The organism is Micromonospora humida, from assembly GCF_016901255.1.
Lineage (GTDB): Bacteria > Actinomycetota > Actinomycetes > Mycobacteriales > Micromonosporaceae > Micromonospora > Micromonospora wenchangensis.
On the sequence record NZ_JAFEUC010000002.1, the window covers coordinates 557,852 to 581,724 of the forward strand.

The following is a 23,873-nucleotide window of genomic DNA, read 5'->3' on the forward strand; positions in this document are numbered from 1 at the left end:
GAACGATCGACAGTGGGCCATTTCACGTCGTCGTCGTTGAACCGTTCCGGCCGGCCGTACGTGTGCGCGAGCAGAGGCACCCCTGCGCCCGGAAAGCCGAAACGGCGTCGGCCCGCAGCGGGCCGACGCCGTTTCCGACGGAGGGTGGCTCAGGGCACGACGGTGACCAGCGGGCTCGCCACGCCGTTGGCGTCCACCGACTGCACCTGCAACTTCGCGATCTCGCCGCGCGGCGCCGAGGTGGACGCCTCCAACTGGAGATCCTGCGGGTTGGCCGTGGTGCCGTAACCCGTCCCCGGCACCGCCCAGGTGGAGATCACCTCGGTGGTGTCGTTCTTGCGGACCACCACCAGCCGGCAGGTGCGCGGGCCGGGCAACCGGGTCAGGTTGAACCCGATCCAGGTGCCGTACTCCTTGCTGTCCAGCCACATCGTGGTTTTCACACCGGTGCTGCCGTCGGTGGCGTCGAACTGGTCGCCCTCGATCTCGGTGCCACCCACCGCCGGCCCCGACCGGGTCGGCTGCGGGCTCGCCGGCCCGTCCACCGGGGCGGACCGGCTCGGCTCGGCGACCACCTGGCCGTCACCGCCGACCGTACCGCCGAAGGTGGCGACGCCGATGCCGCTGAGCGCGCCGACCGCCACCACCGCGGCGGCCATGGTCAGCACCTGCCGGAACCGCGCCTTGCGCCGGTGGGTCCGGACCGCGACCAGGGTACGGTCCAGCAGCCGTGGATCCGTCGCGGTCTGCTCCATCGCCATCATCGTCTCGCCGTCGATGTCGGAGAGCAGCCCCACCACCGGGACCATCGTCTCCAACTCGGCGGCGCAGGCCCAGCAGGTGGCGAGGTGTTCCTCGAACCGTTCGGTGTCCTGCACGTCCAGGACGCCGAGCGCGTACGCGGCGACATCCATGTGGTCTGCCCGGCTCATTCCGTCACCCCCCTCTCCTGTAGGGCCGTGCGCAGCGCGCGCAGGGCGTAGTAGACCCGCGACTTGGCGGTGCCCAGCGGCAGGCCCAACTCCTCGGCCGCCTCCGGCACCGTCCGCCCGCGGAAGTACGTCGCCACCAGGATCTCCCGGTGCGACTGACTCAGCGTACGCAGTGCATCCGCCACCGTCATGGTGCGCAGCACCCGGTCGGTGCTGTCCGCCTCGGCGAACGCCGTCAGATCCCGGTCGTACGTCTCGGGTGGGCGGGCCTGCTCGCTGCGGTGCTCGTCGATGGCGATCCGCCGGGCCACCGTGACCAGCCAGGGCCGCAGCGAACCCTGGCCCTGCACGCCCAGCCGGTGCGCGTTGCGCCAGGCCCGCAGCAGCGTCTCCTGCACGATGTCCTCGGCGCGTTGCCGGTCACCACCGGTCAACCGCATCACGAACATCAGCAGCGGGCCGGCGTGCTCGGCGTAGAGCAGCCGGACCAGTTGGTCGGAGTGGCTCGCCTCGGGCGTCGTCGCCGGGGCCTGGTGCCGCCCGGGCGTCGATCGCGGGGTCACCGGGCCATTCTGGCGATCGGTGGGACCGGCGTCGACCCCCCGGCTGGACCTCGACGCACGCGACTGCGGCTGGGCCCGGGCGAACATCCACCCTGGCCTGGCCAGTTCACCGTGCAAGCCGGCCGCGACCGCACTCATCCAGACCTCCTGCTGTCCACCGACATCAGCGGGCCCACGGGGAGGGCGCCGACCGTTGATACGGACCGCTCTTCCCAGCGGATCAACGGCGGACCGAAAAAATTCCGGGCGGCGGCGGCAGCGAGTCGGTGGCGTCCGCGTCGGTGACCACGGCGGCACCGGCGACGAACCGGTCCAGCTCGGCGCCGGCCAGCACCCGCCCCGGGAACCAGTCCCCGGCCGCGCGCCGGGTCAGCGCCGGCACCGGCGGCTCGACCCGCCCGGCCACCAGCACCAGGTTGCCGTGCCGCCGCCCGCGCAGCACCGCGGCGTCGCCGACCAGGACGGCCCGGGGCAGCACCTGACGGACCGTGGCCACCTGGGCACGGGTGTGCCGTAACGGCGGGCCGTCGGCCAGGTTGGCCAGGTACCAGCCGGCCGGCGCGAGTACCCGGGCCACCTGTGCCGCGTACTCCGCGCTGGTCAGGTGGGCCGGGGTGCGCGCACCGGCGAAGACGTCGGCGACCACCACGTCGTACGACGCGTCGCGGCTGGACTCCAGGGTGGCGCGGGCGTCGGCGACGCGTACCTTCAGCCTCGGGTCGGCCGGCCAGGGCAGCTCCCGCCGGACCAGCTCCACCAGCGCGCCGTCCACCTCGGCCACCCGCTGCGTCGACCCGGGCCGGGTCGCCTGGACGTACCGGGGCAGGGTCAGCGCGCCGCCGCCGAGGTGCAGCACCCGCAGCGGGGCACCGGGCGGGGCGATCAGGTCCAGTGCCGCGCCGAGCCGCCTGACGTACTCGAACTCCAGGTGGGTCGGGTCGGCCAGGTCCACATGCGACTGGGGCGCGTCGTCGAGCAGCAGCGTCCACGAGCGCGGCCGGTCCGGGTCCGGCACCAGCTCCGCCCGGCCGGTGGCCACGTCCACCACGATCCGGTCGTCACCCCGACGGCGGCCCATCAGCGGGTCCCGCCGCTGCGGCTGGCCATCAGCGGGTCCCGCCGCTACGGCTGGCCATGGTCAGTGCCCGGTGCAGCAGCCGCGCGTCGCCCAGCATCCCGCGCAGCCGCCGCTCCAACCCGGCGATCGGCACCAGGTTCTGCGGCGCGCGCGGGTCCTTGTACGGCGAGGACGCGAACCGGGGCAGGGTGACCAGCGACAGGTCGGCCAGCGCGACCGCGTCCTGCGGTTCGAGGTCCGGTGAGCACTCCAACCGGACGATCCCGGCCCAGGGCGCGCCCACCGCCACCGGCAGCCGCAGGTACCACGACCAGCCGCCCCAGGCGGTGCCCAGCCGGAACACCGGGGACCGTTGGCCGGAACCCAGCCCGGTGACCACGGCGGTGAGCCGGGCGTCGAGATACTGGCTGTGCTGCGTCTTGATGTAGCCCAGGGTGCGCGGCAACTGCCGGCGGGCCCGCAGCGGACCGTCCACCACCAGCAGGTCCCCGTCGGTGCGGGCCGCGTCGGACACGGCCACCTCCAGGGCGGTCAGCGGGGCCTGCACCGCCGCCGGCAGCTTGCTCAGCTCACCGGTGCCACCGACCCGGTGCACCGGGTAACGCACCTGCCCGCAGGTCACCTCCTGCGCCGACGGGCTCGCCGTGAACAGCCCCCGCCCCACCCGCGCGCCGGCCAGCTCCGCCGCGCCGCGCTCCAGGTCGCAGCGGACCACCCCGGCCGCGTACGAGGCGGCGATCCCCGGGTACGAGGCACCGTCCTCCTCGGCCGTCCACACGCTGGCGTCGATCCGGCGTACCCCGTCGACGAGCAGCACCACGTCCGGGGCGGCCACCCCGGAGCGGGGGCCGATCGCCCGCCAGTCCACCGCCGGCAGCTCCACATCGGTGTCGACCTGGGTGCTGCTCGGTGCGACCGGCCCACCCGGGGTCGCCTCGAACGACGCCCCGTAGGACGGGTCCCAGGCGTCCACGAACAGCTGCGGCCCGGTCACGTCACCGCCCCGCTCACCGGTCGGACTCTTCGTTCGCGGCTGCGGGGCTCCGCTGCGCTGCGCTCCTCGCGCTCATGGGGCCCGCCTTTCGTTCGCGGCTGCGGGGCTCCGCTGCGCTGCGCTCCTCGCGCTCACCGGCCGGTCCGTTCGACGTGGGCCGTGCGGGCGTCCTTGCGGACCTCGAAGCGCACCGGGATGCGCTCGGCCAGGGCCGGCACGTGGGTGACCACGCCGACCATCCGGTCGCCCCGGGCGGCCAGGCTCTCCAGGGTGGCGGCGACGATGTCCAGGGTGGCCGCGTCGAGGGTGCCGAACCCCTCGTCCAACACGATCGACTCCAGGCTGGCCGCCGTGGTGGACATCCCGGCGAGCTGCTCGGACAGCGCCAGCGCCAGGGCCAGCGACGCCTGGAACGTCTCCCCGCCGGACAGTGTCCGCACGCCCCGGCGCAGTCCCGCGTCGTGGTGGTCGACCACGAAGAACTCGCCCTTGTCGTGGACCAGGTCGTACTGCCCCTGGGACAGCTCCCGCAGGATCCGGGAGGCCCCGTCGACCAGCAGGTCCAGCGCCTCGGCCAGCAGCCACCGTTCGAAGTTGTTGGCCCGCAGGTGCCCGGCCAGCGCCCGCGCCGTGCGTGCCTGCCGCTCGTGCTCGGCGCGCTGTTCCCGCAGCTCGACTGCCTGCGTCCGGCGTTCGGTGATCCGCCGCAGGTCGGCTCCGGCCCGCTCGGCGGCCACCGCCACCGCCTGCGCCGGGTCGTCGGCGGGGGGCAGCCCGGCGGCGGTGAGCAGGCCACCGATGCGGTCCTCCACCGCCTCGGCGGCCGACTGGGCCTCGGTCACCGCGGCGACCAGCCCGTCCCGGTCGACCCGTCGCTGCTGGGCCTGCGCGCCGGCCCACCCCACCAGGGCGGTCCAGGCGGCGGCCACGTCGTCGCGGTCGGTGGCCGGCGGGCCGAACCGGGCCAGCCCGTCGCGGGTGGTGTCGAAGTCCCGCCAGGCGGCCCGCAGCCGCTCCTCGGCGGTGTCCGCCGCGCCCCGGGCCCGGCGGGCGGCGTCGCGGCCGGTGCGCACCGCCACCGCAGCCTCGTCGAGGGCCTGCCGCAGCCGGGCGTGCTCGGCGAGCTGGTCGCGCAGCGCCGTCGGGGTGGCCGCCCCGGCGAGCTGCCCGGCCAGCTCGGTCAGCCGGCCGTGCAACTGGTCGTGCTGGGCCCGCAGCCGCACGAGCGCCCGCTCCTGCTCCCGGGCCGCCGCGTCCCGCTCGTCCACCAGCGCCAGCGCGGCCTTGCTGGCCGCCCGCGCCGCCTTGCCGGCGGCGGTCGCCGCGGCCACCGCCGAGCCGGCCGGCACCGCCGGCACCCGGGGCACCTGCTGCTCGCAGACCGGGCAGGTCCCGCCGTCGGCCAGGTGCGCCCGCAACGCGACCGCCTGGTCGACGGTCTTGGCCTCCTCGTGTGCCCGGAACGCCGCCTCCAGCTCGGCCTCGGCCCGCGCCGCCGCCTCCCGGGCCGCGCCGAGCGCCGTCGCCGCCGCGTCGTGCCTGGCCTGCGCCGCGTCGAGGGCCGCCCGGACCGTGTCCGCCTCGCCGGTCAGCCGTTCCGCGTCGGCGTGCGCCCGCAGCAGCAGCCGCAGGGCGCTCTCGTCGCCCGCGCCGGCCAGCTCGCCGCGGAGCTTCTCCTCCTGCTCCTCGGCCAGCGCCACGGTGCGGGTCGCCGCGTCGACCGCCTCCCGCGCCGTGCTCACCGCGCGGGCCACCTCGGTCACCCCGGCCGGGGCGCGCACCCCGGCCAGCCCGGCCAGGTCGGCGTCGAGCGCGGCCAGCGCCGCCGTCGCCTCGCGCGCCGCCGTCCGGGCCCGCTCCCGCTCCGGTACGGCCGCCGCGACCGCCGTCGCCAGCTCCCGCACCCGGTCGACCCGGTCGGACGCGGCGGCGAACGTCTCGTCGTCGACGTCGGTCAACCCGGCGAGCATCCGGGCGACCGCCTCCAGCTTCGCCTCGGCCTGCCCGGCCCGTTCGGTGGCCCGCTTCTGCACGTTCTCGTAGACGCCGAGGCCGAGCAGGTTGACCAGGATCTGCTGCCGGGTGGCCGGCTTGGCGTGCAGGAAGTCGGCGAACTGCCCCTGCGGCAGCACCACGCAGGAGGTGAACTGCTCGTAGGGCAGCCCGACCGCGTCCAGCACGGCCGGTTCCATCTCGGCCGGGGTGCCGGCCAGCACCTCGCCCAGGTCCTCCGGGCTGAGCCCGGTGTCGAGCTTGGTCACGTCGAACCCGGGGGGCATCAGTTGCAGCCCGGCGTTGGCGGTCTTGACCGCGCCCCGGCCGTCGCGGCGGACCACCCGGGTCGCCACGTACCTGTCTCCGGCCGACTCGAAGACCAGCCGGACCCGGGCCTCCACCGCCGAGGGGGCGAGCGCGTTGGCCAGCCCCCGCGCCCCACCCCAGCGGGGCACCGCGCCGTAGAGGACGAAGCAGATCGCGTCCAGCACCGTCGACTTGCCCGAACCGGTCGGCCCGACCAGGGCGAAGAAGTCGGCGTCGGTGAAGTCGACGGTGGTCTCGTCGCGGAAGACGGTGAAGCCGGCCAGGTCCAGCCGCATCGGTCGCATCAGCGCTCCACCTCCTCCAGCAGCTCGTCGAAGAGGTCCCGGACCCCGTCGTCCTCGTGGCCCCGGCTGCCCAGGTAGTCGGCGAACAACTCCCGGGGCGAGCGGCCGGCCCGCTGGGCGACCCGGGTGCCGCTGCCCGGCGTGGGCAGCAGCTCGGGGTCGATCCGGATCTCCAGCGCGCGGGGGAACAGCTCCTGCACCTCCTCCCGCAGCCCGGCCCGGGGCTGTTCCCGGACGAACACCCGCAGCCAGCCCTGCGGCGGGTCGGCCTCGGCGAGCTGGGCGAGGGTGCCGCGGACCGTGTGCAGCGGCACCGCCGCCGCCACCGGCACCTCCCGGATCCGGGCGGCCGAGGTCGCGCCCACCTCGACCAGCGTCACCGAGCAGACGTTCTCCTGCTCGCCGAAGTCGACGGCGATCGGGCTGCCGCTGTAGCGGATCGGGCACGGCCCGATCACCCGCTGCGAGCGGTGCAGGTGCCCCAGCGCCACGTAGTGCGCGGTGCCGGGGAAGACCGACGCGGGCACCGCGTACCCGAGGACGGTGTGTGCGTCGCGTTCGCCGCCGCCGGTGCTCGCCCCCACGACGGTGAGGTGGGCGGTGACCAGGTGCACCCGGTCCGGCTCGGTGAACCCCTCGGTCAGCTTCTCCAGCACCCGGCCGAGGTGGTCGGCGTAGGTCTGGGTGGCCTCGGCTGCGGTCAGCTCGTACATCTCCACCGCGCGGACGGCGTACCGCTGGGACAGGAAGGGCAGCGCGGCGAGCTGCCAGCGTTCGCCCGCGGCGGTGACCCCGTCGACGACGTGCTCGGCCGGGTTGTCCCGGACCCCGCCGCGCAGGGTGATGCCGGCCGCCTCGGCCCAGGGGCGCAGCGCGTCGAGGGCGTTGCCGTTGTCGTGGTTGCCGCCGATCGCCACCACGTCGGCCCCGGTCCGCCGCAGCGCGGTCAACGCCCGGGTGACCAGCCGGGTCGCCTCCGGGCTGGGGGCGGCCGTGTCGTAGAGGTCACCGGCGACGATGACCAGGTCGGGGCGTTCGGCGTGGGCGATCTCGATCACCCCGGCGAGCACCTGCTTGTGCTCCTCGGCCCGGGACTGTCCCTTGAGCACCTTGCCGACGTGCCAGTCGGAGGTGTGCAGGATCTTCATGGCGGCCGGCCCCCTAGAACGGAATGTCGTCGTCGACGCCGCCCGAGCCGACCACCGCGAACGGGTCGACCGAGCCGGTGATCGAGCGCAGCGTCTCCGACGGGGCCCGGCCGGCCTCGGACACCCGGGTCGCCCAGGCCGGGAAGGGGAACTCCAGGCACAACGGGACCGGGATGTCGGGCTGGTTGACGAACATGGTGCCCGGCTTGGCCAGCAGGGCGCGTTGCCGCTGGGCCGGCGGGAGGAAGCCGTACTCCGGGCGGGACGCCTCGGCCGGGTCGAGCCGGCCGACCACCCGGATCGCCGAGTTGGTGACGATCCGGCGCTCCACTTCGCTGGCCGTCTGCTGCGCGCCGACCAGGATCACCCCGAGCGAGCGGCCCCGCTCGGCGATGTCGAGCAGCACCTCCTTGATGGGGGAGGAGCCCTCGCGGGGGGCGTACTTGTTCAGCTCGTCGAGGACGACGAAGAGCAGCGGCTTGGCGGTGCCGGCCTTCTCCTTGCGTTCGAACTCGCCGCGCAGCGTCACGCCGACCACGAAACGCTGCGCGCGGTCCGGCAGGTTGTGCAGGTCGACCACGGTGACCTGGGCGCTCTCGGCGGTGTTGATGGAGTGCGGGCGGCGGGTCGCCAGGTCGCCGCGGATCAGCCGGCCGAGGTCCTTCTTGCTGCCGATCAGCCGGCGGGCGAACGCGTTGACCGTGCCCAGGCCGACCGCGCTGCCGGCCCAGTCGCCCCGGGTCTCGTCGTCGTTGAGTTGCTCGACGATGTGGTCGACCAGGTCGGCGTAGGAGCCGAGGCGCACCCCGTCGACGCTGACCCCACCGTCGGCGGGCTGGGCGTAGCGGGCCAGGTGGGCGGTGACCGAGTGGACCACCATCGTGTACTGCTGGCGTTCGTCGTCGGCGTCGGCGAAGACGTACGGCAGGAGGCGGTCGGCGCAGAACTCGCTCAGCGTCCAGTAGAAGGCGTCGACGCCGGTGAGCCGGCTACTGACGTCGGGGGTGCCGGAGGCGTCGCCGACCCGGGGCGGGGCGTACACCCGGACGTCGGGGAACGCGCCGGCGGCCAGCCCCAGCCTGGCGTACGCGGCCCGGGTGGTGTCGTCGAGGCGGGCGTTGGGGTGGTCGAGGAAGAGCAGGTCCTCGCCCTTGACGTTGAAGATCAGCGCCTTGGCGTTGACCGCGTCGCCGCCGAGCACCCCGGAGCGGAACACCGAGTAGAGCAGGAAGGTGGCGAAGCTGGTCTTGGTGGCGACCCCGGAGATGCCGGAGATCGACACGTGTGCGCCCCGGCTGCCGTCGAGGAAGTCGGCGTTGAGGTAGACCGGCACGCCGTCGCGGCCCATGCCCATCGGGATGCGCCGTTCCATCCGGTCGAAGTGCAGCGCGCGGGCGCGGGCGTCGCCCTCGGCACGGTGCACGGTGGCGCCCGGAGCGGGCGGCACGTACAGCTCGGGGTCGACCCGGGTGGTGGTGATCTCGGCGGCCTCCTGCACCTGGGCCGGAAGGGTGCCGTCGGCGATGGCGAAGACGTCCGACTCGAACTGGGCGCCCTCGTGCCGGGCGCGGACCTGGGTGACCACCCCGGCGATGGTGACCGGCTCCCGGTCGGGCAGGTCGCGCCGGGTGACCACGACGTCGTCGAGCTGGAGGTAGCTGCCGGGGGAGACGGCCGTCCAGAACTGCAACGGGGTGGCGTCGGCGGTGCCGAGCACCCGGCCGACGGGCTCGCCGGGGCTGTCGATCCGGCCGTCGGTCCGGTCGTCGGTCATCCGCGGGCTCCGGTCAGCTGGTCGTCTCGGTCAGGGCGCACGCCCTGCATCCTGCCCGAGGAGTGCGACAGGTTGCCACGCGACGCGGCGGACGCCACCGGCGGGCCGGCCGCGACGTCGGGCCGACCACCGTCGTCGCGCCCGGTTCGGTGACCGCAGGGGGTGGTGCGGTCACCGTCGGTCGACTTTTTCCCGCGCGGTGGTGGTGTTTGCGCAGGTGGCGGGCCCGGCGAAAATCCGGGGAAAAAAATCCCCGCCGAGGGCGTGACAGAAACCGGCCGGTTGGGCTGAGAATAGCCACAGCCGACATCGAGGATCTTCTTCCTCCGGTGCCGGTCGTCACGTCCGTAACCTGCGGACACGTGACCGGTCCACGGTGAACCACCGGCGGGCCGCCGTCAGTCGGCACCCCCCCGACTGTCCCTGTGGAGGCAGAACCCCCATGCGTCGAACCCCCCTGCTGAGCGGCCTCGCCACGGCCGCTCTCCTGGCCACCGCCGTCACGGTGCCCACCGCGGCCACCGCCGCGCCCGCCGGCCCCGCAGCCGACCCGTTCACCCGCGCGGTCGCCCAGCTCAAGGCCCACTCCGGTGCGGGCCTCGCCGCCGACGGGCAGACGTTCACCCCGCGCAACGTGGTGACCGACGCCGACGGCACCGAGCACGTCCGGCTCAACCGCTACTCCGACGGCCTGCCCGTCCTCGGCGGCGAGGTGGTCGTCCACCTCGGCAAGGGCGACTCCTGGCGCGGTGCCACCCACGGCCTCGCCAACGCCCCGCAGCGTTCCCCGAAGGCCAAGGTCAGCGAGGCCGCCGCCGGCAAGATCGCCTTCGCCGCGTCGACCGCAACCGGCCGCTCGGTCGCGGGCGCGCAGCTGGTCTTCGACGCCGGTGCGACCGCGACCGCCCTCGCCTACGAGGTGGTGGTGGCCGGCACCCACGCCGACGGCACCCCGAGCGAGCTGCACGTACTGGTGGACGCCACCACCGGCGCGGTCCGCGACTCGTGGGAGGGCGTGCAGCGGGAGGGCACCGGCAACACCTTCCACTCCGGCTCGGTCTCGGTCGGCAGCACCCAGTCCGGCAGCACCTACCAGCTCGCCGACCCGGCCCGGGGCAACCACCGCACCTACGACCTCAACGGCCGGACCATCGGCACCGGCACCCTGGTCGCCAGCGCCACCAACGTCTTCGGCGACGGCACCCTGAACAACCGGCAGACCGCCGCCGCCGACGCCGCCTTCGGCGCGCAGAAGACCTGGGACTACTACAAGAGCGCGCACGGCCGCAACGGCATCCGCAACGACGGTGTCGGCGCGTACAGCCGGGTGCACTACAGCAGCAACTACGCCAACGCCTTCTGGCAGGACTCCTGCTTCTGCATGACCTACGGCGACGGCGGCTCCGGCTGGTACCCGCTGACCTCGCTGGACGTGGCCGGGCACGAGATGACCCACGGCGTCACCAGCAACACCGCCGGGCTGCGGTACAGCGGCGAGTCGGGCGGCCTCAACGAGGCCACCAGCGACATCTTCGGCACCCTGGTCGAGTTCTACGCGGCCAGCGCCAAGGACCCGGGCGACTACCTGATCGGCGAGAAGCTGCGCAGCACCGGCGCCCCGCTGCGCTACATGGACAAGCCCTCCAAGGACGGTAAGTCGGCGGACTGCTGGAGCAGCTCGGTCGGCGGCCTGGACGTGCACTACTCCTCGGGCGTGGCGAACCACTTCTTCTACCTGCTCGCGGTGGGTAGCGGCACCTCGTCGTACGGCACCAGCACGACCTGCAACGGCACCACTGTCGCCGGCATCGGCAACACCAAGGCCGGGGCGATCTGGTACCGGGCGCTGACCCGCTACATGACCTCCACCACCAACTACAAGGGCGCCCGGACGGCGAGCCTGTCGGCCGCGACCGACCTGTACGGCGCGACCAGCGCCGAGTACAAGGCCGTCGCCGCCGCCTGGGCGGGCGTGAGCGTCAGCTGACCCCCGGGGCCGGCGTCGACACGCCGGCCCCGACGTCCTCGACCGCGGGGCGTGGGCACACCGACCGGGTGGCCCACGCCCCGCGCCGTGTCCGACGGGAGGGTGACGTCAGCCGACGGGCGCGGCCCCGGCGGTGCCGACGCCGGGCGTGTCGCGGGCGTACCGCAGCATGAGTACGCCGTCGGCGGCGGCCAGCGTGTGCCGCAGCGGCAGCGGGCGGGGCGGGCTCGCCGGGCCGGCCGTGATCCGCCCCGGGCCGGCCCCGGCCAGCAGCGGGGCGACGGTGACGCAGAGTTCGTCGACGAGGTCGGCGGCGGTGAGCGCGCCGAACAGGTGTGGGCCGCCCTCGCAGAGCAGTTGCCCCAGCCCCCGCTCGCGCAGCGCGGTCAGGCCGGCGGCGAGGTCGACGTCGTCCCGACCGACCCGGACCAGGTCGACGACGTCGGTGAGGCCCGGGGGAGCGACGGCCGTCCCGGTGGTCAGCACGACCGGGCGCACCGGCGCGTCGGCGAACGCGGCCTGGGCCGGGTCGAGCCGCAGCGACCGGGAGACGACCGCCAGCGTCGGGTACTCGGCCAGGCCGTGCGCGCGTCGCCAGGCCCGGCGTTCCGGGCTGAGCCGCACCGCCTTGTAGCCCTCGTGGCGCAGCGTGCCGGCGGCCACCAGCAGCCCGTCGCACAGCATCCGCAGCAGGCCGAAGACCCGCTTGTCCGGCTCGCCGGACAGGCCGGCGGAGTAGCCGTCCAGGGTGACCGCGCCGTCCGCGCTGGCCACGAAGTTGACCCGCAGCCGGGGGGTGTCGGCGCGGGCGTAGAGCGCGGTCAGTGCCGCGTCGTCCAACGGGCCGTCGGCGGGCGTGGGCCAGATCCGCCGGATCGGGATTCCGACGCTCATTCGCCGGCCGGACCGGTGACCGGAGGGGTGGGTGCGGGGGTACGGTGCTGGCAGTCGCACCACTTCCGGCCGGGGCAGTCGTCGTGCCGCCGCTGTCGGCACGCTCGGCAGATCATGCCGGCAGCCTATGCGGTGGGTGGAGGGGGCAGCATGTCACGTCAGATCTTCCAGCTGAAGGTGTCCCTCACCGGGGTGCGCCCGTCGGTCTGGCGGCGGGTGCTGGTCCCCGGCGGCTACACCCTCGATCGGCTGCACCGGGTGGTGCAGCATGCGATGGGCTGGCGGGACTGCCACCTGCACGCGTTCGAGATCGACGGGGTGCAGTACGGCGAACCGGACCCGGACGCCGAGCCGGTGGTGCACGACGAGCTGGACACCCGGCTGGACGCGGTGGCCGGCAAGGGCAGCCGGTTCGGCTACGTCTACGACTTCGGTGACTGGTGGGAGCACGAGCTGGTGGTGGAGGACGTCCTCGCCGCCGACCCGGACGAGCGTTACCCGAGCTGCCCGCAGGGGGCGCGGGCCTGCCCGCCGGAGGGGGTCGGCGGCCCGGCCGGGCAGCTCCTGTTGCTGGCGGCGCTGGCCGATCCGCACCACCCGGAGCATGTCACGATGCGGGACTGGGCGGGCCCCGGGCACGACCCGACGGCGTTCGACGCCGGGCGGGCGACCACCCTGCTGCGCCGCTTCTGTTGATCTGCGTCTCCGCCGGGTCCATCACATGAGGCGGGGTAAACGCGATAGCTGGTAACGATCTGGGAACGCTCCCAACGGTCTATTGACACCCCCGACACCTCCCGGCAATCTCATGGGAGCGTTCCCAAGGGCGTGGCGCGGATCACCCGCGACCATCCCAGACCGACCGGCGATCACCGCCGGACCGGCCGGGACGTGCGACAGCACCCCCCACCACACACCACCCAGCCTCACCATCGAAAAGGGGTCAGGATGAGCGTCACCACGCGGCGTAACCGGTTCGCGGTCGCCGCCCTGGCCGCAGTAACCGCCATCGGCGGTCTCGCGGCCTGCGGCAAGGACGACGAGCCGAAGGAGGCCGGCGGCAAGCCCAGCAAGCTGGTCGTCGACACCTTCGGTGAGTTCGGATACGACGAGATCGTCAAGCAGTACGAGAAGGACACCGGCATCAAGGTCGAGCTGCGCAAGACCGCGCAGCTCAACGAGTACCGGCCGAAGGTGGTCCGCGCGCTGGCCACCGGCAAGGGCGCCGCGGACGTGACCGCGCTCGAAGAGGGCATCCTCAACGAGTTCAAGACCAACCCCGCGAACTGGGCCGACCTGGCGCCGCTGATCGCCGACCACAGCAAGGAATACCTGCCGTGGAAGTGGGAGCTGGGCAAGGCGGCGGACGGGCGGCTGATCGGCCTGCCCACCGACGTCGGCAGCCTCGGCGTCTGCTACCGCAAGGACCTGTTCGCCGCGGCCGGGCTGCCGACCGAGCGGGACCAGGTGGCGGCGCTCTGGCCGGACTGGAACGCCTTCATCGAGACCGGCAAGAAGTACCGGGCGGCCACCAACAAGGGCCTGATCGACTCGGCCACCACCGCGGCCAGCGCGGTCATGGTGCAGCAGGGCGGTGACCTGTTCTACGACAAGGAGGACAACGTCATCGCCGACAAGAGCGCCGCGGTGAGGACGGCGTGGGACACCGCCGTCGCGATGTCCGACGCGAAGATTTCCGCGAAGAGCGCCACCTGGTCGCCCGAGTGGTCGGCCGGCTTCAAGCAGGGCACCTTCGCGGCCACCTTCTGCCCGTCGTGGATGCTCGGTATCGTCGCCGACAACTCCGGCCCGGAGAACAAGGGCAAGTGGGACCTGGCGCCGGTTCCCGGCGGCGCGGGCAACTGGGGCGGCTCCTGGCTGGCCGTGCCGGCTCAGAGCAAGTACCCCAAGGAGGCGGCCAAGCTCGCCGAGTACCTGACCAACGCGAAGAGCCAGGTCGAGGCGTTCAAGCTCAAGGGCCCGCTGCCGACCAACCTCGAGGCGCTGAAGAACCCGGAGTTCACCAGCTACACCAACGAGTACTTCAGCGGTGCGCCGACCGGCAAGATCTTCGGTGAGAGCGTCGAGAAGATCCAGCCGCTGCACCTCGGCCCGAAGCACCAGGCGATCAAGGAGAACGCGTTCGAGCCGGCCCTGCGCTCGTACGAGAACGGGCAGTCCCCCAAGGACAAGGCCTGGGAGCAGTTCCTCAAGGACGCCAAGACCCAGGGCGCCTTCTGATCACTGCACCACCACCGGCGGTGGCGTCCGGGCATGTCCCGGGCGCCACCAATGGCGTCCCCCCGTTCCACGTACCGCCCGCCTCACCGGCCCCGCCGGAGCCGGGAAAGGACCCCGCATGAGCCTCTCGGCCACGACGGCGCCGCCGTCGCCCAGCGCACCACCCCCCACACCTCCCCGGCGGCGCAGCCGGGCGATCACCCTGAACCGCCTCGACCTGAAGCTCTCGCCCTACCTCTACATCGCGCCGTTCTTCGTGATCTTCGGCATCTTCGGGTTCTACCCGATGCTGCGTACCGCGTGGATGTCGCTGCACGACTGGGACCTCATCGGCGACCACAGCTTCATCGGGTTCGACAACTACACCCGGCTGTTCACCGACGAGTACTTCTGGAACGCCACGATCAACACGTTCGGCATCTTCATCCTGTCGACGATCCCCCAGTTGCTCCTGGCGCTGTTCCTGGCCACCATGCTCAACCGCACCTTCCTGCGGGCCCGGACGCTGTTCCGGATGGCCATCTTCATGCCCAACGTGGTCTCCGTCGCCGCGGTGGCGATCGTCTTCGGGATGCTCTTCCAGCGCGACTTCGGTCTGATCAACTGGGTGCTCAGCCTGGTCGGCGTCGACGCGGTCGACTGGGACGCCCAGAAGTGGAGCTCCTGGACGGCCATCGCCTCCATGGTCAACTGGCGGTGGACCGGCTACAACACGCTGATCCTGCTGGCCGGCATGCAGGCCATCCCGAAGGACCTCTACGAGGCCGCCGCGATCGACGGCGCGAACCAGTGGAAGCAGTTCTGGCGGATCACCCTGCCGATGCTGACCCCCACCTTCGTCTTCGTGGTCACCCTGTCCACCATCGGTGGGCTCCAGCTCTTCACCGAGCCGCTGGTCTTCGGCAACGGCAACATCATCGGTGGCGACCAGCGCGAGTTCCAGACCCTGGCGATGTACATGTACGAGCTCGGTATCGAGAACCTCAGCTCCGCCGGCTACGGCGCAGCGGTGGCCTGGGCCATGTTCGTCATGATCGCCCTGGTCTCGCTGGTGAACTTCCTGCTCGTCCGCCGTTCGGTGAAGTGAGGACCGCGCCGTGAACAAGGCATCCCAGCGCCTCTGGCGCACCAGTCCGCTGCTCTACATCGCGCTCGTCGTCGCGGTGCTCTTCTCGGTCTACCCGTTCTACTACATGGTGGTCATCGCCACCCGTAGCCTCGACCAGATCAACGACGTACCGCCGCCGTTCACCCCGGCCGGCGAGTTCGGCGCGAACTTCGGCCGGGTGCTCGACAACGACGCGGCGAACTTCCTCACCGGCCTGCTCAACTCGGTGATCGTCTCCGCGGTGGTGACCGTCTCGGTGGTGATCACCGGGTCGCTGGCCGGCTTCGCCTTCGCCAAGCTGCGGTTCCGGGGCCGCAACGCCCTGCTGCTGACGATCATCGTGACCATGATGATCCCGACCCAGCTCGGCCTGATCCCGCTCTGGGGCATGATCCAGGACCTCGGCTGGTACGACACCCTCTACGCGGTGACCGTGCCCTTCCTGGTCAGCGCCTTCGGCGTGTTCATGATGCGGCAGTACGCCATCCAGGCCATCTCCGACGAGCTGATCGAGGCGGGTCGGGTCGACGGCGCCAGCACCTTCCGGATCTTCTGGAACATCGTGCTGCCGGCGTTGCGCCCCGCCGCCGCCGTGCTCGGCCTGCTCACCTTCATGGAGACCTGGAACTCCTACCTCTGGCCGTACGCCGTGCTCACCCCGGAGAACCCGACCCTGCAGGTGTCGTTGGCGTTCCTGTCCTACGCCTACTACACCGACTACTCGCAGGTGTTCGCCGCGACCGCCATCGGCACCGTGCCCCTGGTGATCGTGTTCATCGTGTTCGGCCGCCAGATCATCGGCGGCATCATGGAAGGCGCCGTCAAGTCGTGAGCAACCCGACCCACCCGCCCGCTGTCGGCGTACTCGACCAGGGGCCGGAACTGACCTTCCCGCCCGGCTTCCTGTGGGGCGCGGCGACCGCCGCGTACCAGATCGAGGGGGCCGCCGCCGAGGGCGGCCGGACCCCGTCGATCTGGGACACGTTCAGTCACACCGAAGGGCGGGTGGTCTCCGGGCACACCGGGGACGTGGCCTGCGACCACTACCACCGGATGCCCGACGACGTCCGGTTGATGGCCGAGCTGGGCCTGAAGTCGTACCGGTTCTCGGTCTCCTGGCCGCGGGTGCAGCCCGGCGGCACCGGCGGCGCCAACCAGGAGGGCCTGGACTTCTACCGGCGGCTGGTCGACGAGCTGCTGGCCAACGGCATCGAGCCGTGGCTCACCCTCTACCACTGGGACCTGCCCCAGCCGTTGGAGGACGCGGGCGGCTGGCCGGCCCGGGACACCGCCGGTCGGTTCGCCGACTACGCGTCCCTGCTCGCGGACGCCGTCGGCGACCGGGTGAAGTACTGGACCACGCTCAACGAGCCGTGGTGCTCGGCGTTCCTCGGCTACGGCTCCGGGGCGCACGCCCCCGGGCGGTCCGACGGGGCGGACTCGGTCCGGGCCGGGCACCACCTCATGCTCGGTCACGGGCTCGCCGTGCAGGCCCTGCGGGCGAAGCTGCCGCAGGCCCAGCTCGGCGTCACGGTCAACCTCTACCCGGTGACCCCGGCCAGCGACGCCCCGGGCGACGTCGACGCCGCCCGCCGGATCGACGGGTTGGCCAACCGGTTCTTCCTCGACCCGCTGCTGCGTGGGTCGTACCCGGCGGACCTGACCGCCGACCTGGCCGAGGTGACCGATTTCGGACACGTCCGCGACGGCGACCTGGAGATCATCTCCACTCCGCTGGACCTGGTCGGGATCAACTACTACAGCCGGCACGTGGTGGCCGCGCCGGTCACCGGCGAGGAGCCGGAGAAGTACTGGCGGGCGCCGTCCTGCTGGCCGGGCAGCGAGGACGTGCGGTTCGTCACCCGGGGTGTCCCGGTCACCGACATGGACTGGGAGATCGACGCCCCGGGCCTGGTGGAGACGCTGCGGCGGGTCCACGAGGAGTACACCGACCTGCCGCTCTACGTCACCGAGAACGGCTCGGCGTTCGTCGACACCGTGCAGGACGGTCGGGTCGACGACGTCGACCGGTTGGCCTACTTCGACGCCCACCTGCGGGCCTCGCACGAGGCGATCGAGGCCGGGGTGCCCCTGCGGGGCTACTTCGCGTGGTCGCTGATGGATAATTTCGAGTGGGCCTGGGGTTACACCAAGCGCTTCGGGATGATCTGGATCGACTACGACACCCAGGCCCGTATCCCCAAGTCCAGCGCCAGGTGGTACGCCGAGGTGATCCGACGCAACGGTCTGGCCGCACAATAGGCAGAGGCCAGCCAGCATTCCGGACGGCCCCGCCGCGCCGCCCGCCCCCGGGGGCGGCCGGCGGGGACCGTCCGACGTCGGAGGAGCAGACGATGACAACGCAACGCACCCGGTCACTCGGGCGCCCGACCCTCGACGCGGTCGCCGCCCGCGCGGGTGTCGGGCGGGGCACGGTCTCCCGGGTGGTCAACGGCTCACCCCAGGTCAGCCCGGAGGCCCGGGCCGCCGTCCAACAGGCCATCGCCGAACTGGGGTACGTCCCGAACCGGGCGGCACGGGCACTGGTCACCCAGCGGACCGACTCGGTGGCCCTGGTGGTCTCCGAGTCGGGGGAGCGGGTCTTCACCGAGCCGTTCTTCGCCGGCATCGTCCGGGGTGTCAGCTCCGGCCTGCTGGAGACGCCGCTGCAACTCTGGCTCGCCATGGTGCAGTCCCCGATCGAACGGGAACGGGTCGAGAACCACCTGACCAACCAGCACGTCGACGGGGTCCTGCTGCTGTCGCTGCACGACTCCGACCCGTTGCCCACCCTGCTGGAGGAGCGCGACCTGCCCACCGTGCTCGGCGGTCGGCCGGCCCGGATGCTGCGCCCGGGCGCGCGGCCGTCCTGGTTCGTCGACGTCGACAACGTCGGTGGCGCCCGCAACGCGGTGCAGCACCTGGCCCGGCAGGGACGCCGTCGGATCGCCACCATCGCCGGCCCGCAGGACATGGGCGCCGGCCTCGCCCGGCTGGTCGGCTACCGGGAGGCGGTGGAGTCCACCGTCGGGATGCTCGACCCCCGCATGATCGCCTACGGGGACTTCAGCGAGGGTAGCGGCGCGGCGTGCATGCGCCGGCTGCTGGAGGCCTGCCCCGAGCTGGACGCGGTCTTCGTCGCCTCCGACCTGATGGCGTTCGGCGCGCTACGGACGCTGCGCGAGTCGGGCCGACGGGTGCCCGAGGACGTGGCGATCATCGGGTTCGACGACTCGCCTGTCGCCCAGCAGGCCGACCCGCCGTTGACCACGGTCTTCCAGCCGGTGGAGGAGATGGGCCGGCAGATGGCCCGGCTGCTGGTGGCCCGCATCCGGGGCGACGAGATCCCCACCCCGCACATCCTGCTGGACACCGAACTCATCCAGCGTGCCTCCACCTGAAGCGCTTCGACACCTCCGACCTCCACCTCCGGCCCTCAGCCGGGTGACCTGACGCGCCGGTGGCGTCGGTTCAGGCCAGTGGCTCAGGCTCAGGACCAGCGGCGCAGTTCCCGCTTGGCCAGGGACGCGCGGTGCACCTCGTCCGGGCCGTCGGCGAGCCGCAGGGTGCGGGCCTGGGCCCAGAGCCCGGCGAGCGGGGTGTCCTGACTGACCCCGGCGCCGCCGTACCCCTGGATCGCCTTGTCGATCACCCACTCGGCCATCGCCGGAGTAGCGATCTTGATGGCCTGGATCTCGGTGTGCGCACCCTTGTTGCCGACGGTGTCCATCAGCCAGGCGGTCTTGAGCACCAGCAGCCGGGCCTGCTCGATCCGTACCCGGGATTCGGCGATCCACTCCCGGACCACGCCCTGCTCGGCGAGCGGCCGACCGAACGCGATCCGCTCGTTGGCCCGGCGGCAGAGCAGCTCCAGGGCCCGCTCGGCCATCCCGACCAGGCGCATGCAGTGGTGGATGCGGCCCGGCCCGAGCCGGGCCTGGGCGATGGCGAACCCGCCCCCCTCGGCGCCGACCAGGTTCTCCACCGGCACCCGGACGTCGACGAAGTCGATCTCGGCGTGCCCGCCGTGCGGGGCGTCGGTGTAGCCGAAGACCGTCATGCCCCGGCGGACGTGCACGCCCGGGGTGTCCCGGGGCACCAGCACCATGCTCTGCTGGCGGTGCCGGTCGGCGTCCGGGTCGGTCTTACCCATCACGATGAACAGCTCGCACCGGGGGTCCATCGCCCCGGACGACCACCACTTGCGTCCGTTGACCACGTAGTGGTCGCCGTCGCGGACGATCCGGGTGGCGATGTTGGTGGCGTCGGAGGAGGCCACCTCGGGCTCGGTCATGCAGAACGCCGAGCGGATCTCACCGGCCAGCAGCGGGGCGAGCCACCTGTCGCGCTGCGCCCCGCTGCCGAACTCGGCGAGCAGCTCCATGTTGCCGGTGTCCGGGGCGGCGCAGTTGACCGCCTCGGGGGCCAGGTGCGGGCTGCGCCCGGTCAGCTCGGCGAGCGGGGCGTACTGGAGGTTGGTCAGCCCGGCGCCGTAGCGCGGATCGGGCAGGAAGAGGTTCCACAGGCCGCGCCGTCGCGCCTCGACCTTCAGCTCGTCGAGCACCGGGGACCGCGACCACGGGTCACCCGCCGCGACGACCTGCGCGGCGTGCACCGCCTCGGCCGGCAGGACGCACTCATCCAGGAACGCGCCGAGCCGCTCCCGTAGCTCGACGGTACGGGCGTCGTAACCGAAGTCCATCAGTTCCCCCTGACCGCGCGCAGACCGTGCTCCACCAGGGGCGTCACCATGTCGCCGATCCGGTCGAACCCACCGCCGAGGGTCTGCCCCAGGGTGTGCCGGTAGTGGATGCCCTCGCAGATCACCGCGAGCTTGAAACAGCCGAGGGCCAGGTGCCAGTGCAGCGGCCCCACATCGACGCCGCTGCGGCCGGCGTACCGGGCGATCAGCTCGCCGCCGGTGGGGAAGCCGGCGCGCGGGCCGAGCCCGTCGGCGACCGGGTTGCCCTCGGCGAGGTCGCTGTCGCCGAGCACGTCCCAGTACGTCAGCAGCAGCCCGAGGTCGGCCAGCGGATCGCCCAGGGTGGCCATCTCCCAGTCCAGCACCGCCCGGACCGACACCGGGTCGACCGTGGTGAGCAGGTTGTCGAGCCGGTAGTCGCCGTGCACGATCCGGCCGGCGTTGACCCCCTCGGGCATCGAGGTGGCCAGCGCGTCGCGTAGCTCGTCCACCCCGGGCAGCTCCCGGCTGCGGGACCGGTCGAGCTGGCCGGCCCAGCGTCGTACCTGCCGGCCGAGGTAGCCCTCCGGACGGCCGAAGTCGGCCAGCCCCACCTCGGCCGGGTCGACGGTGTGCAGGGCGGCGAGGGTGTCCATCATCGCCCAGGCCAGGTCGCGGCGTTGCCCGTCGGTGAGCGGGTCGGTCTGGGCCCGGGTGCGCAGCACCTCGCCCGGCACCCGGTGCATCAGGTAGAAGGGTGCCCCGATCACCGCCGGGTCGACGCAGAGCAGCACCACCCCGGGCACCGGCACGGCGGTCGGCGCGAGCGCGGCGATCACCCGGTGCTCGCGGGCCATGTCGTGCGCGGTGGCCAGCACGTGGCCCAGCGGCGGGCGGCGCAGCACCAGCTCGCGCCCGGCACCGTGCAGCAGGTAGGTCAGGTTGGACTTGCCGCCGGTGATCAGGCTGGCCCGCAGCGGCCCGTCGGCCACCAGCTCCGGCCGGTGTGCGGCCAGCCACCCGGCCAACCGGTCGAGATCCAGCCCGGGTGGCGGCCGGTCGCCGGGGGCTCCGCCGTCGTGGGACGCGTCGACGGCCGGCTCGGTCATCCGCATAGTTGATGGCAGGTCAGCCGGGTTGTCAAGGTCAGCGATTTTCCGCCCGGGACATGCCACGGCAACAGGGGCGAAATGGTCAACCGGCAGGCTGGGGACCAGCCTGCCGGCCGTGTGCGGTCGGCCCGCCGAGCGGAGGGACAGACATGTTGCTGAGAGTTCGGGTGACCCTGCCGGACCGACCCGGGACACTCGGCCAGGTGGCCCGCACGCTCGGCGTCTCCGGGGCGGACATCGTCCAGGTCGTGGTGCTGGAGCGGCTCGGCGGCCGGGCGGTGGACGACTTCACCGTGGTCTGGCCCGGCGCCGCCCGGGTCGAGGGGCTGCTCGCGGGGCTGGCCGCCATCCCGGGGGTACGCGTCGACGGGGTGTGGCGGGCGATCGGCGCGCCGACCACCACCGGTCAGGACGCCGAGCTGCTCGCCCAGGTGGCGGCGAACCCCACCGACGGGGTGGCCACCCTGGTCGACGCGGTGCCCGGGTTGCTCGCGGCGGACTGGGCGGTGGCGGCCGTCGTGCCGGTGGACTGGGCCTCGCGGGCCGGCGCGGGGACGGCGACCGTCGGGCACGCCAGCTGGCGCGCGCCCGAGCCGCCCCGGCTGCCCGAGGTGACCCCGCTGCGGGCCCGCACGTTGACCATGGCCGACGGCACGCACTACGCGATCGCGCCGTTCGGCCGGGCCGGGCTGGTGCTGGTGGTCGCCCGGGACCACACCGAGCCGCTGACCGCCGCCGGGTTCCACGCCACCGAGGTGGACCGGCTCGCCCAGCTCGTCCGGGCCAGCGCGGTGATCCTCGGCGACCGGCTCGACATGGTCGGCCCGCAGTCGGTGACCACCGTCACCTGACCTGGGCGAACGGTTGCCGGTGCGACACCGCCGGGCAACGCCACGGCAACAGGCCGCGGGCAGGCTTCGTGGTGGGGAAGGGAGTGGACATGGCGCTGTGGCGGGTTCGCGCGACCGTGGACGACCGGCCGGGATACCTGTCGGTCCTCACCGCGAGTCTCGCGTTGCGGGGGGTCAACATCCTCACCGTGCAGGTGCACACCACCGAGGTCGGCGCGGTGGACGACTTCCTCGTCGACGCGCCGGACACCCTCGACGAGGCGGATCTGATCGCCGCCGTCGAGCGGGGCCGGGGCCGGGACTGCTGGGTCGCCCGCAGCGAGGCGCGGGGCCTGGCCGACCAGCCGACCCGGGTGCTCGGGCTGGCCACCCGGCTGGTCGGTGACCCGGAACTGGCAGGTGAGGTGCTGCGGGCCACGCTCGGCGCGGACGAGGTGACCTGGCGTCCGACGGCTGCCGGGGGGCACGACGCGGTCGGCACCACGACCATGCTGCTGACCGACCCGACCGGCGGCTCGTACGAACTGCGCCGGCAGGCGCCCAGCTTCACCCCGGCCGAGTACGCGCGGGCGCAGGCGCTCGTCGAGTTGGCGGCGGCGGTGGCCCGGCGGGAGGCCGACCGGGTGGTCCTGGTGCTGCCCGACGGGGCGGAGCTGACCGTCCGGCCGGCGACCGCCGACGACCTGGCGGGCGTGGTCGACCTGCACGAGCGCTGCTCGGCGCAGAGTCGACAGCGGCGCTACCTGAGCGGGGCTGCGCTGCCCCCGCCGGCCCGGCTGCGCCGGTTGCTGGAACCCGCCCGGGGGCTGACCCTGGTGGCCACGACGACCGGCTCCGGCGGGGCGGCGGAGTCGGTCGTCGCACTGGCCAACCTGCTCGGCGAGGGCGACGAGGCGGAGGCGGCACTGCTGGTCCGGGACGACTGGCAGCGGCGGGGGCTGGGCACCGGGCTGCTGCGCCGGCTGCTCGCCCACGCCGAGCGGGCCGGGTTCGCGGCGCTGGTCCTGCACACGCAGGCGGAGAACACGCCGATGGTGCGTACGGTGGCCCGGCTGGGCCGGTTCGCGCCGATCGAGCGGGACGGCAGCCTGCTCACCGTGACCGTCGCGCTGTCCGCCCGGGTGGGCGACGGCCCGGTCGCCGACGGGACCGGTCGGCCCGGTGCGGCCGTGATCGGACCCCGGCGGACGAGCACGACCGGCGGGGTCTGCTGACCGCCGGGCACCGCTCATCGAGACGACCCGTGTGGCACCGGGCGGGGGCTTCCTTCCGGTGCGTGGCCGAACTCCGATGCGGAGAACGGTGTACAGGCAGGGCCCCCGGTGCGGGGGCCCTGCCCATGTCCGGGCCGGTTCCGGGTCGCCAGTCGGGGCCTGCCGCGCCCCGGGGCCGCCGCCTGGCGGTCGGTGGGCGCACGGTCGGTGGGTGTTTCGGCCGGCGGGGTGGCGGTCAGCCGAAGAGGACGCCGGCCCGACGGTGCCCCGAGACGCAGAACCGGTTGCCCTCGGTGTCGGCGAGGACGACGTACGGCAGTTGGCCCGGCTCCGGCTCGGCGGGGTAGTGCGGCCAGTCGACCCGTTCGGCACCCAGACCGCACAGCCGGTCGACCTCGTCGTCGAGGTCCCGGTCGCCCGCGTGCAGGTCGAGGTGGATGCGGGGGAGGTCCGACACCGGGCTGACGCTGACGTCCATCGCCAGCGGCACCCCGGCGACGCCGGACGGCGGTTCGAGCACGATCCACCCGTCCCCCGGGTAGCGGGGTGGCCGGCGGACGTAGCCGAGGGCCTCGGCCCAGAACCGGCCGGCGCGACGGTCGTCGCTCACCCCCAGTGACACCTGTTCGATCATCGACATCGATCCAGGCTAGTCCGGTCGGGCGGCGGTGTCCGGGGAGCTTCTTCCGG

Annotated in this window: 20 protein-coding genes; 9 read left to right on the forward strand and 11 right to left on the reverse strand. The window is 73.3% G+C overall.

Annotated features, from left to right (window positions below):
- Positions 1–149: 149 nt before the first annotated feature.
- From JQX11_RS06365 to JQX11_RS06395, 7 genes are all read right to left on the reverse strand, one after another.
- On the reverse strand, positions 150–932 hold the full coding sequence (locus JQX11_RS06365) for an anti-sigma factor family protein (RefSeq protein ID WP_204924022.1): 783 nt from the start codon (positions 930–932) through the stop codon (positions 150–152).
- Complete coding sequence (locus JQX11_RS06370; RefSeq protein ID WP_088645463.1) at positions 929–1,633, reverse strand: sigma-70 family RNA polymerase sigma factor; 705 nt, start codon at positions 1,631–1,633, stop codon at positions 929–931. Before JQX11_RS06370 ends, JQX11_RS06365 begins: the two co-directional genes overlap by 4 nt.
- Before the next feature lie 82 nt (positions 1,634–1,715).
- Entirely contained in the window at positions 1,716–2,573 is an 858-nt protein-coding gene (locus JQX11_RS06375) for a spermidine synthase (protein ID WP_204924023.1), read from the reverse strand.
- A gap of 28 nt (positions 2,574–2,601) precedes the next feature.
- Complete coding sequence (locus JQX11_RS06380; RefSeq protein WP_204924024.1) at positions 2,602–3,567, reverse strand: hypothetical protein; 966 nt, start codon at positions 3,565–3,567, stop codon at positions 2,602–2,604.
- 131 nt (positions 3,568–3,698) lie between these two features.
- Complete coding sequence (locus tag JQX11_RS06385) at positions 3,699–6,173, reverse strand: AAA family ATPase (protein WP_204924025.1); 2,475 nt, start codon at positions 6,171–6,173, stop codon at positions 3,699–3,701.
- Positions 6,173–7,321 (reverse strand): exonuclease SbcCD subunit D, encoded by a 1,149-nt coding sequence (locus JQX11_RS06390; RefSeq protein ID WP_204924026.1) that lies wholly within the window; start codon positions 7,319–7,321, stop codon positions 6,173–6,175. The genes JQX11_RS06385 and JQX11_RS06390 overlap by 1 nt, the downstream gene beginning before the upstream one ends.
- Before the next feature lie 13 nt (positions 7,322–7,334).
- On the reverse strand, positions 7,335–9,095 hold the full coding sequence (locus JQX11_RS06395; RefSeq protein WP_204924027.1) for an ATP-binding protein: 1,761 nt from the start codon (positions 9,093–9,095) through the stop codon (positions 7,335–7,337).
- A gap of 442 nt (positions 9,096–9,537) precedes the next feature.
- Between JQX11_RS06395 and JQX11_RS06400 the strand changes: the two genes are divergently transcribed.
- A complete protein-coding gene (locus JQX11_RS06400; RefSeq protein ID WP_204924028.1) occupies positions 9,538–11,082 on the forward strand; it encodes a M4 family metallopeptidase in 1,545 nt (514 codons plus the stop codon).
- A gap of 108 nt (positions 11,083–11,190) precedes the next feature.
- On the opposite strand, the gene JQX11_RS06405 is transcribed toward JQX11_RS06400, so the two are convergent.
- A complete protein-coding gene (locus tag JQX11_RS06405; protein ID WP_204924029.1) occupies positions 11,191–11,976 on the reverse strand; it encodes a pyrimidine reductase family protein in 786 nt (261 codons plus the stop codon).
- Positions 11,977–12,126: 150 nt separating this feature from the next.
- On the opposite strand from JQX11_RS06405, the gene JQX11_RS06410 reads away from it, so the two are divergent.
- The 6 genes from JQX11_RS06410 to JQX11_RS06435 all read left to right on the forward strand — a co-directional run bounded on the left by JQX11_RS06410 (position 12,127) and on the right by JQX11_RS06435 (position 18,726).
- Entirely contained in the window at positions 12,127–12,672 is a 546-nt protein-coding gene (locus JQX11_RS06410) for a plasmid pRiA4b ORF-3 family protein (RefSeq protein WP_204924030.1), read from the forward strand.
- Between the two features lie 252 nt (positions 12,673–12,924).
- On the forward strand, positions 12,925–14,217 hold the full coding sequence (locus JQX11_RS06415) for an ABC transporter substrate-binding protein (protein WP_204924031.1): 1,293 nt from the start codon (positions 12,925–12,927) through the stop codon (positions 14,215–14,217).
- A gap of 118 nt (positions 14,218–14,335) precedes the next feature.
- Positions 14,336–15,304 carry a carbohydrate ABC transporter permease gene (locus JQX11_RS06420; protein ID WP_204924032.1) on the forward strand — a complete coding sequence of 323 codons (969 nt, stop codon included), beginning with the start codon at positions 14,336–14,338 and terminating at the stop codon, positions 15,302–15,304.
- 10 nt (positions 15,305–15,314) lie between these two features.
- Positions 15,315–16,157: a carbohydrate ABC transporter permease gene (locus tag JQX11_RS06425; protein ID WP_204924033.1), complete on the forward strand. Its 843-nt coding sequence runs from the start codon at positions 15,315–15,317 to the stop codon at positions 16,155–16,157.
- Positions 16,154–17,587: a GH1 family beta-glucosidase gene (locus JQX11_RS06430; RefSeq protein WP_204924034.1), complete on the forward strand. Its 1,434-nt coding sequence runs from the start codon at positions 16,154–16,156 to the stop codon at positions 17,585–17,587. The genes JQX11_RS06425 and JQX11_RS06430 overlap by 4 nt, the downstream gene beginning before the upstream one ends.
- A 92-nt stretch (positions 17,588–17,679) precedes the next feature.
- Positions 17,680–18,726: a LacI family DNA-binding transcriptional regulator gene (locus JQX11_RS06435; protein ID WP_088645450.1), complete on the forward strand. Its 1,047-nt coding sequence runs from the start codon at positions 17,680–17,682 to the stop codon at positions 18,724–18,726.
- Between the two features lie 89 nt (positions 18,727–18,815).
- Here JQX11_RS06435 and JQX11_RS06440 read toward each other — a convergent pair whose 3' ends face one another.
- Together JQX11_RS06440 and JQX11_RS06445 are read right to left on the reverse strand one after the other, a co-directional pair.
- Complete coding sequence (locus JQX11_RS06440; protein WP_204924035.1) at positions 18,816–20,027, reverse strand: acyl-CoA dehydrogenase family protein; 1,212 nt, start codon at positions 20,025–20,027, stop codon at positions 18,816–18,818.
- Positions 20,027–21,115 carry a phosphotransferase family protein gene (locus JQX11_RS06445; protein ID WP_204924036.1) on the reverse strand — a complete coding sequence of 363 codons (1,089 nt, stop codon included), beginning with the start codon at positions 21,113–21,115 and terminating at the stop codon, positions 20,027–20,029. The genes JQX11_RS06440 and JQX11_RS06445 overlap by 1 nt, the downstream gene beginning before the upstream one ends.
- A 152-nt stretch (positions 21,116–21,267) precedes the next feature.
- Here JQX11_RS06445 and JQX11_RS06450 point away from each other — a divergent pair, with 152 nt between their 5' ends.
- Together JQX11_RS06450 and JQX11_RS06455 are read left to right on the forward strand one after the other, a co-directional pair.
- A complete protein-coding gene (locus JQX11_RS06450) occupies positions 21,268–21,969 on the forward strand; it encodes an ACT domain-containing protein (RefSeq protein ID WP_204924037.1) in 702 nt (233 codons plus the stop codon).
- Positions 21,970–22,058: 89 nt separating this feature from the next.
- Entirely contained in the window at positions 22,059–23,183 is a 1,125-nt protein-coding gene (locus JQX11_RS06455) for a GNAT family N-acetyltransferase (protein WP_204924038.1), read from the forward strand.
- A gap of 235 nt (positions 23,184–23,418) precedes the next feature.
- Here the strand turns inward: JQX11_RS06455 and JQX11_RS06460 are convergent, their stop codons facing one another.
- Entirely contained in the window at positions 23,419–23,823 is a 405-nt protein-coding gene (locus JQX11_RS06460; RefSeq protein ID WP_232377261.1) for a VOC family protein, read from the reverse strand.
- Between the last annotated feature and the right edge of the window lie 50 nt (positions 23,824–23,873).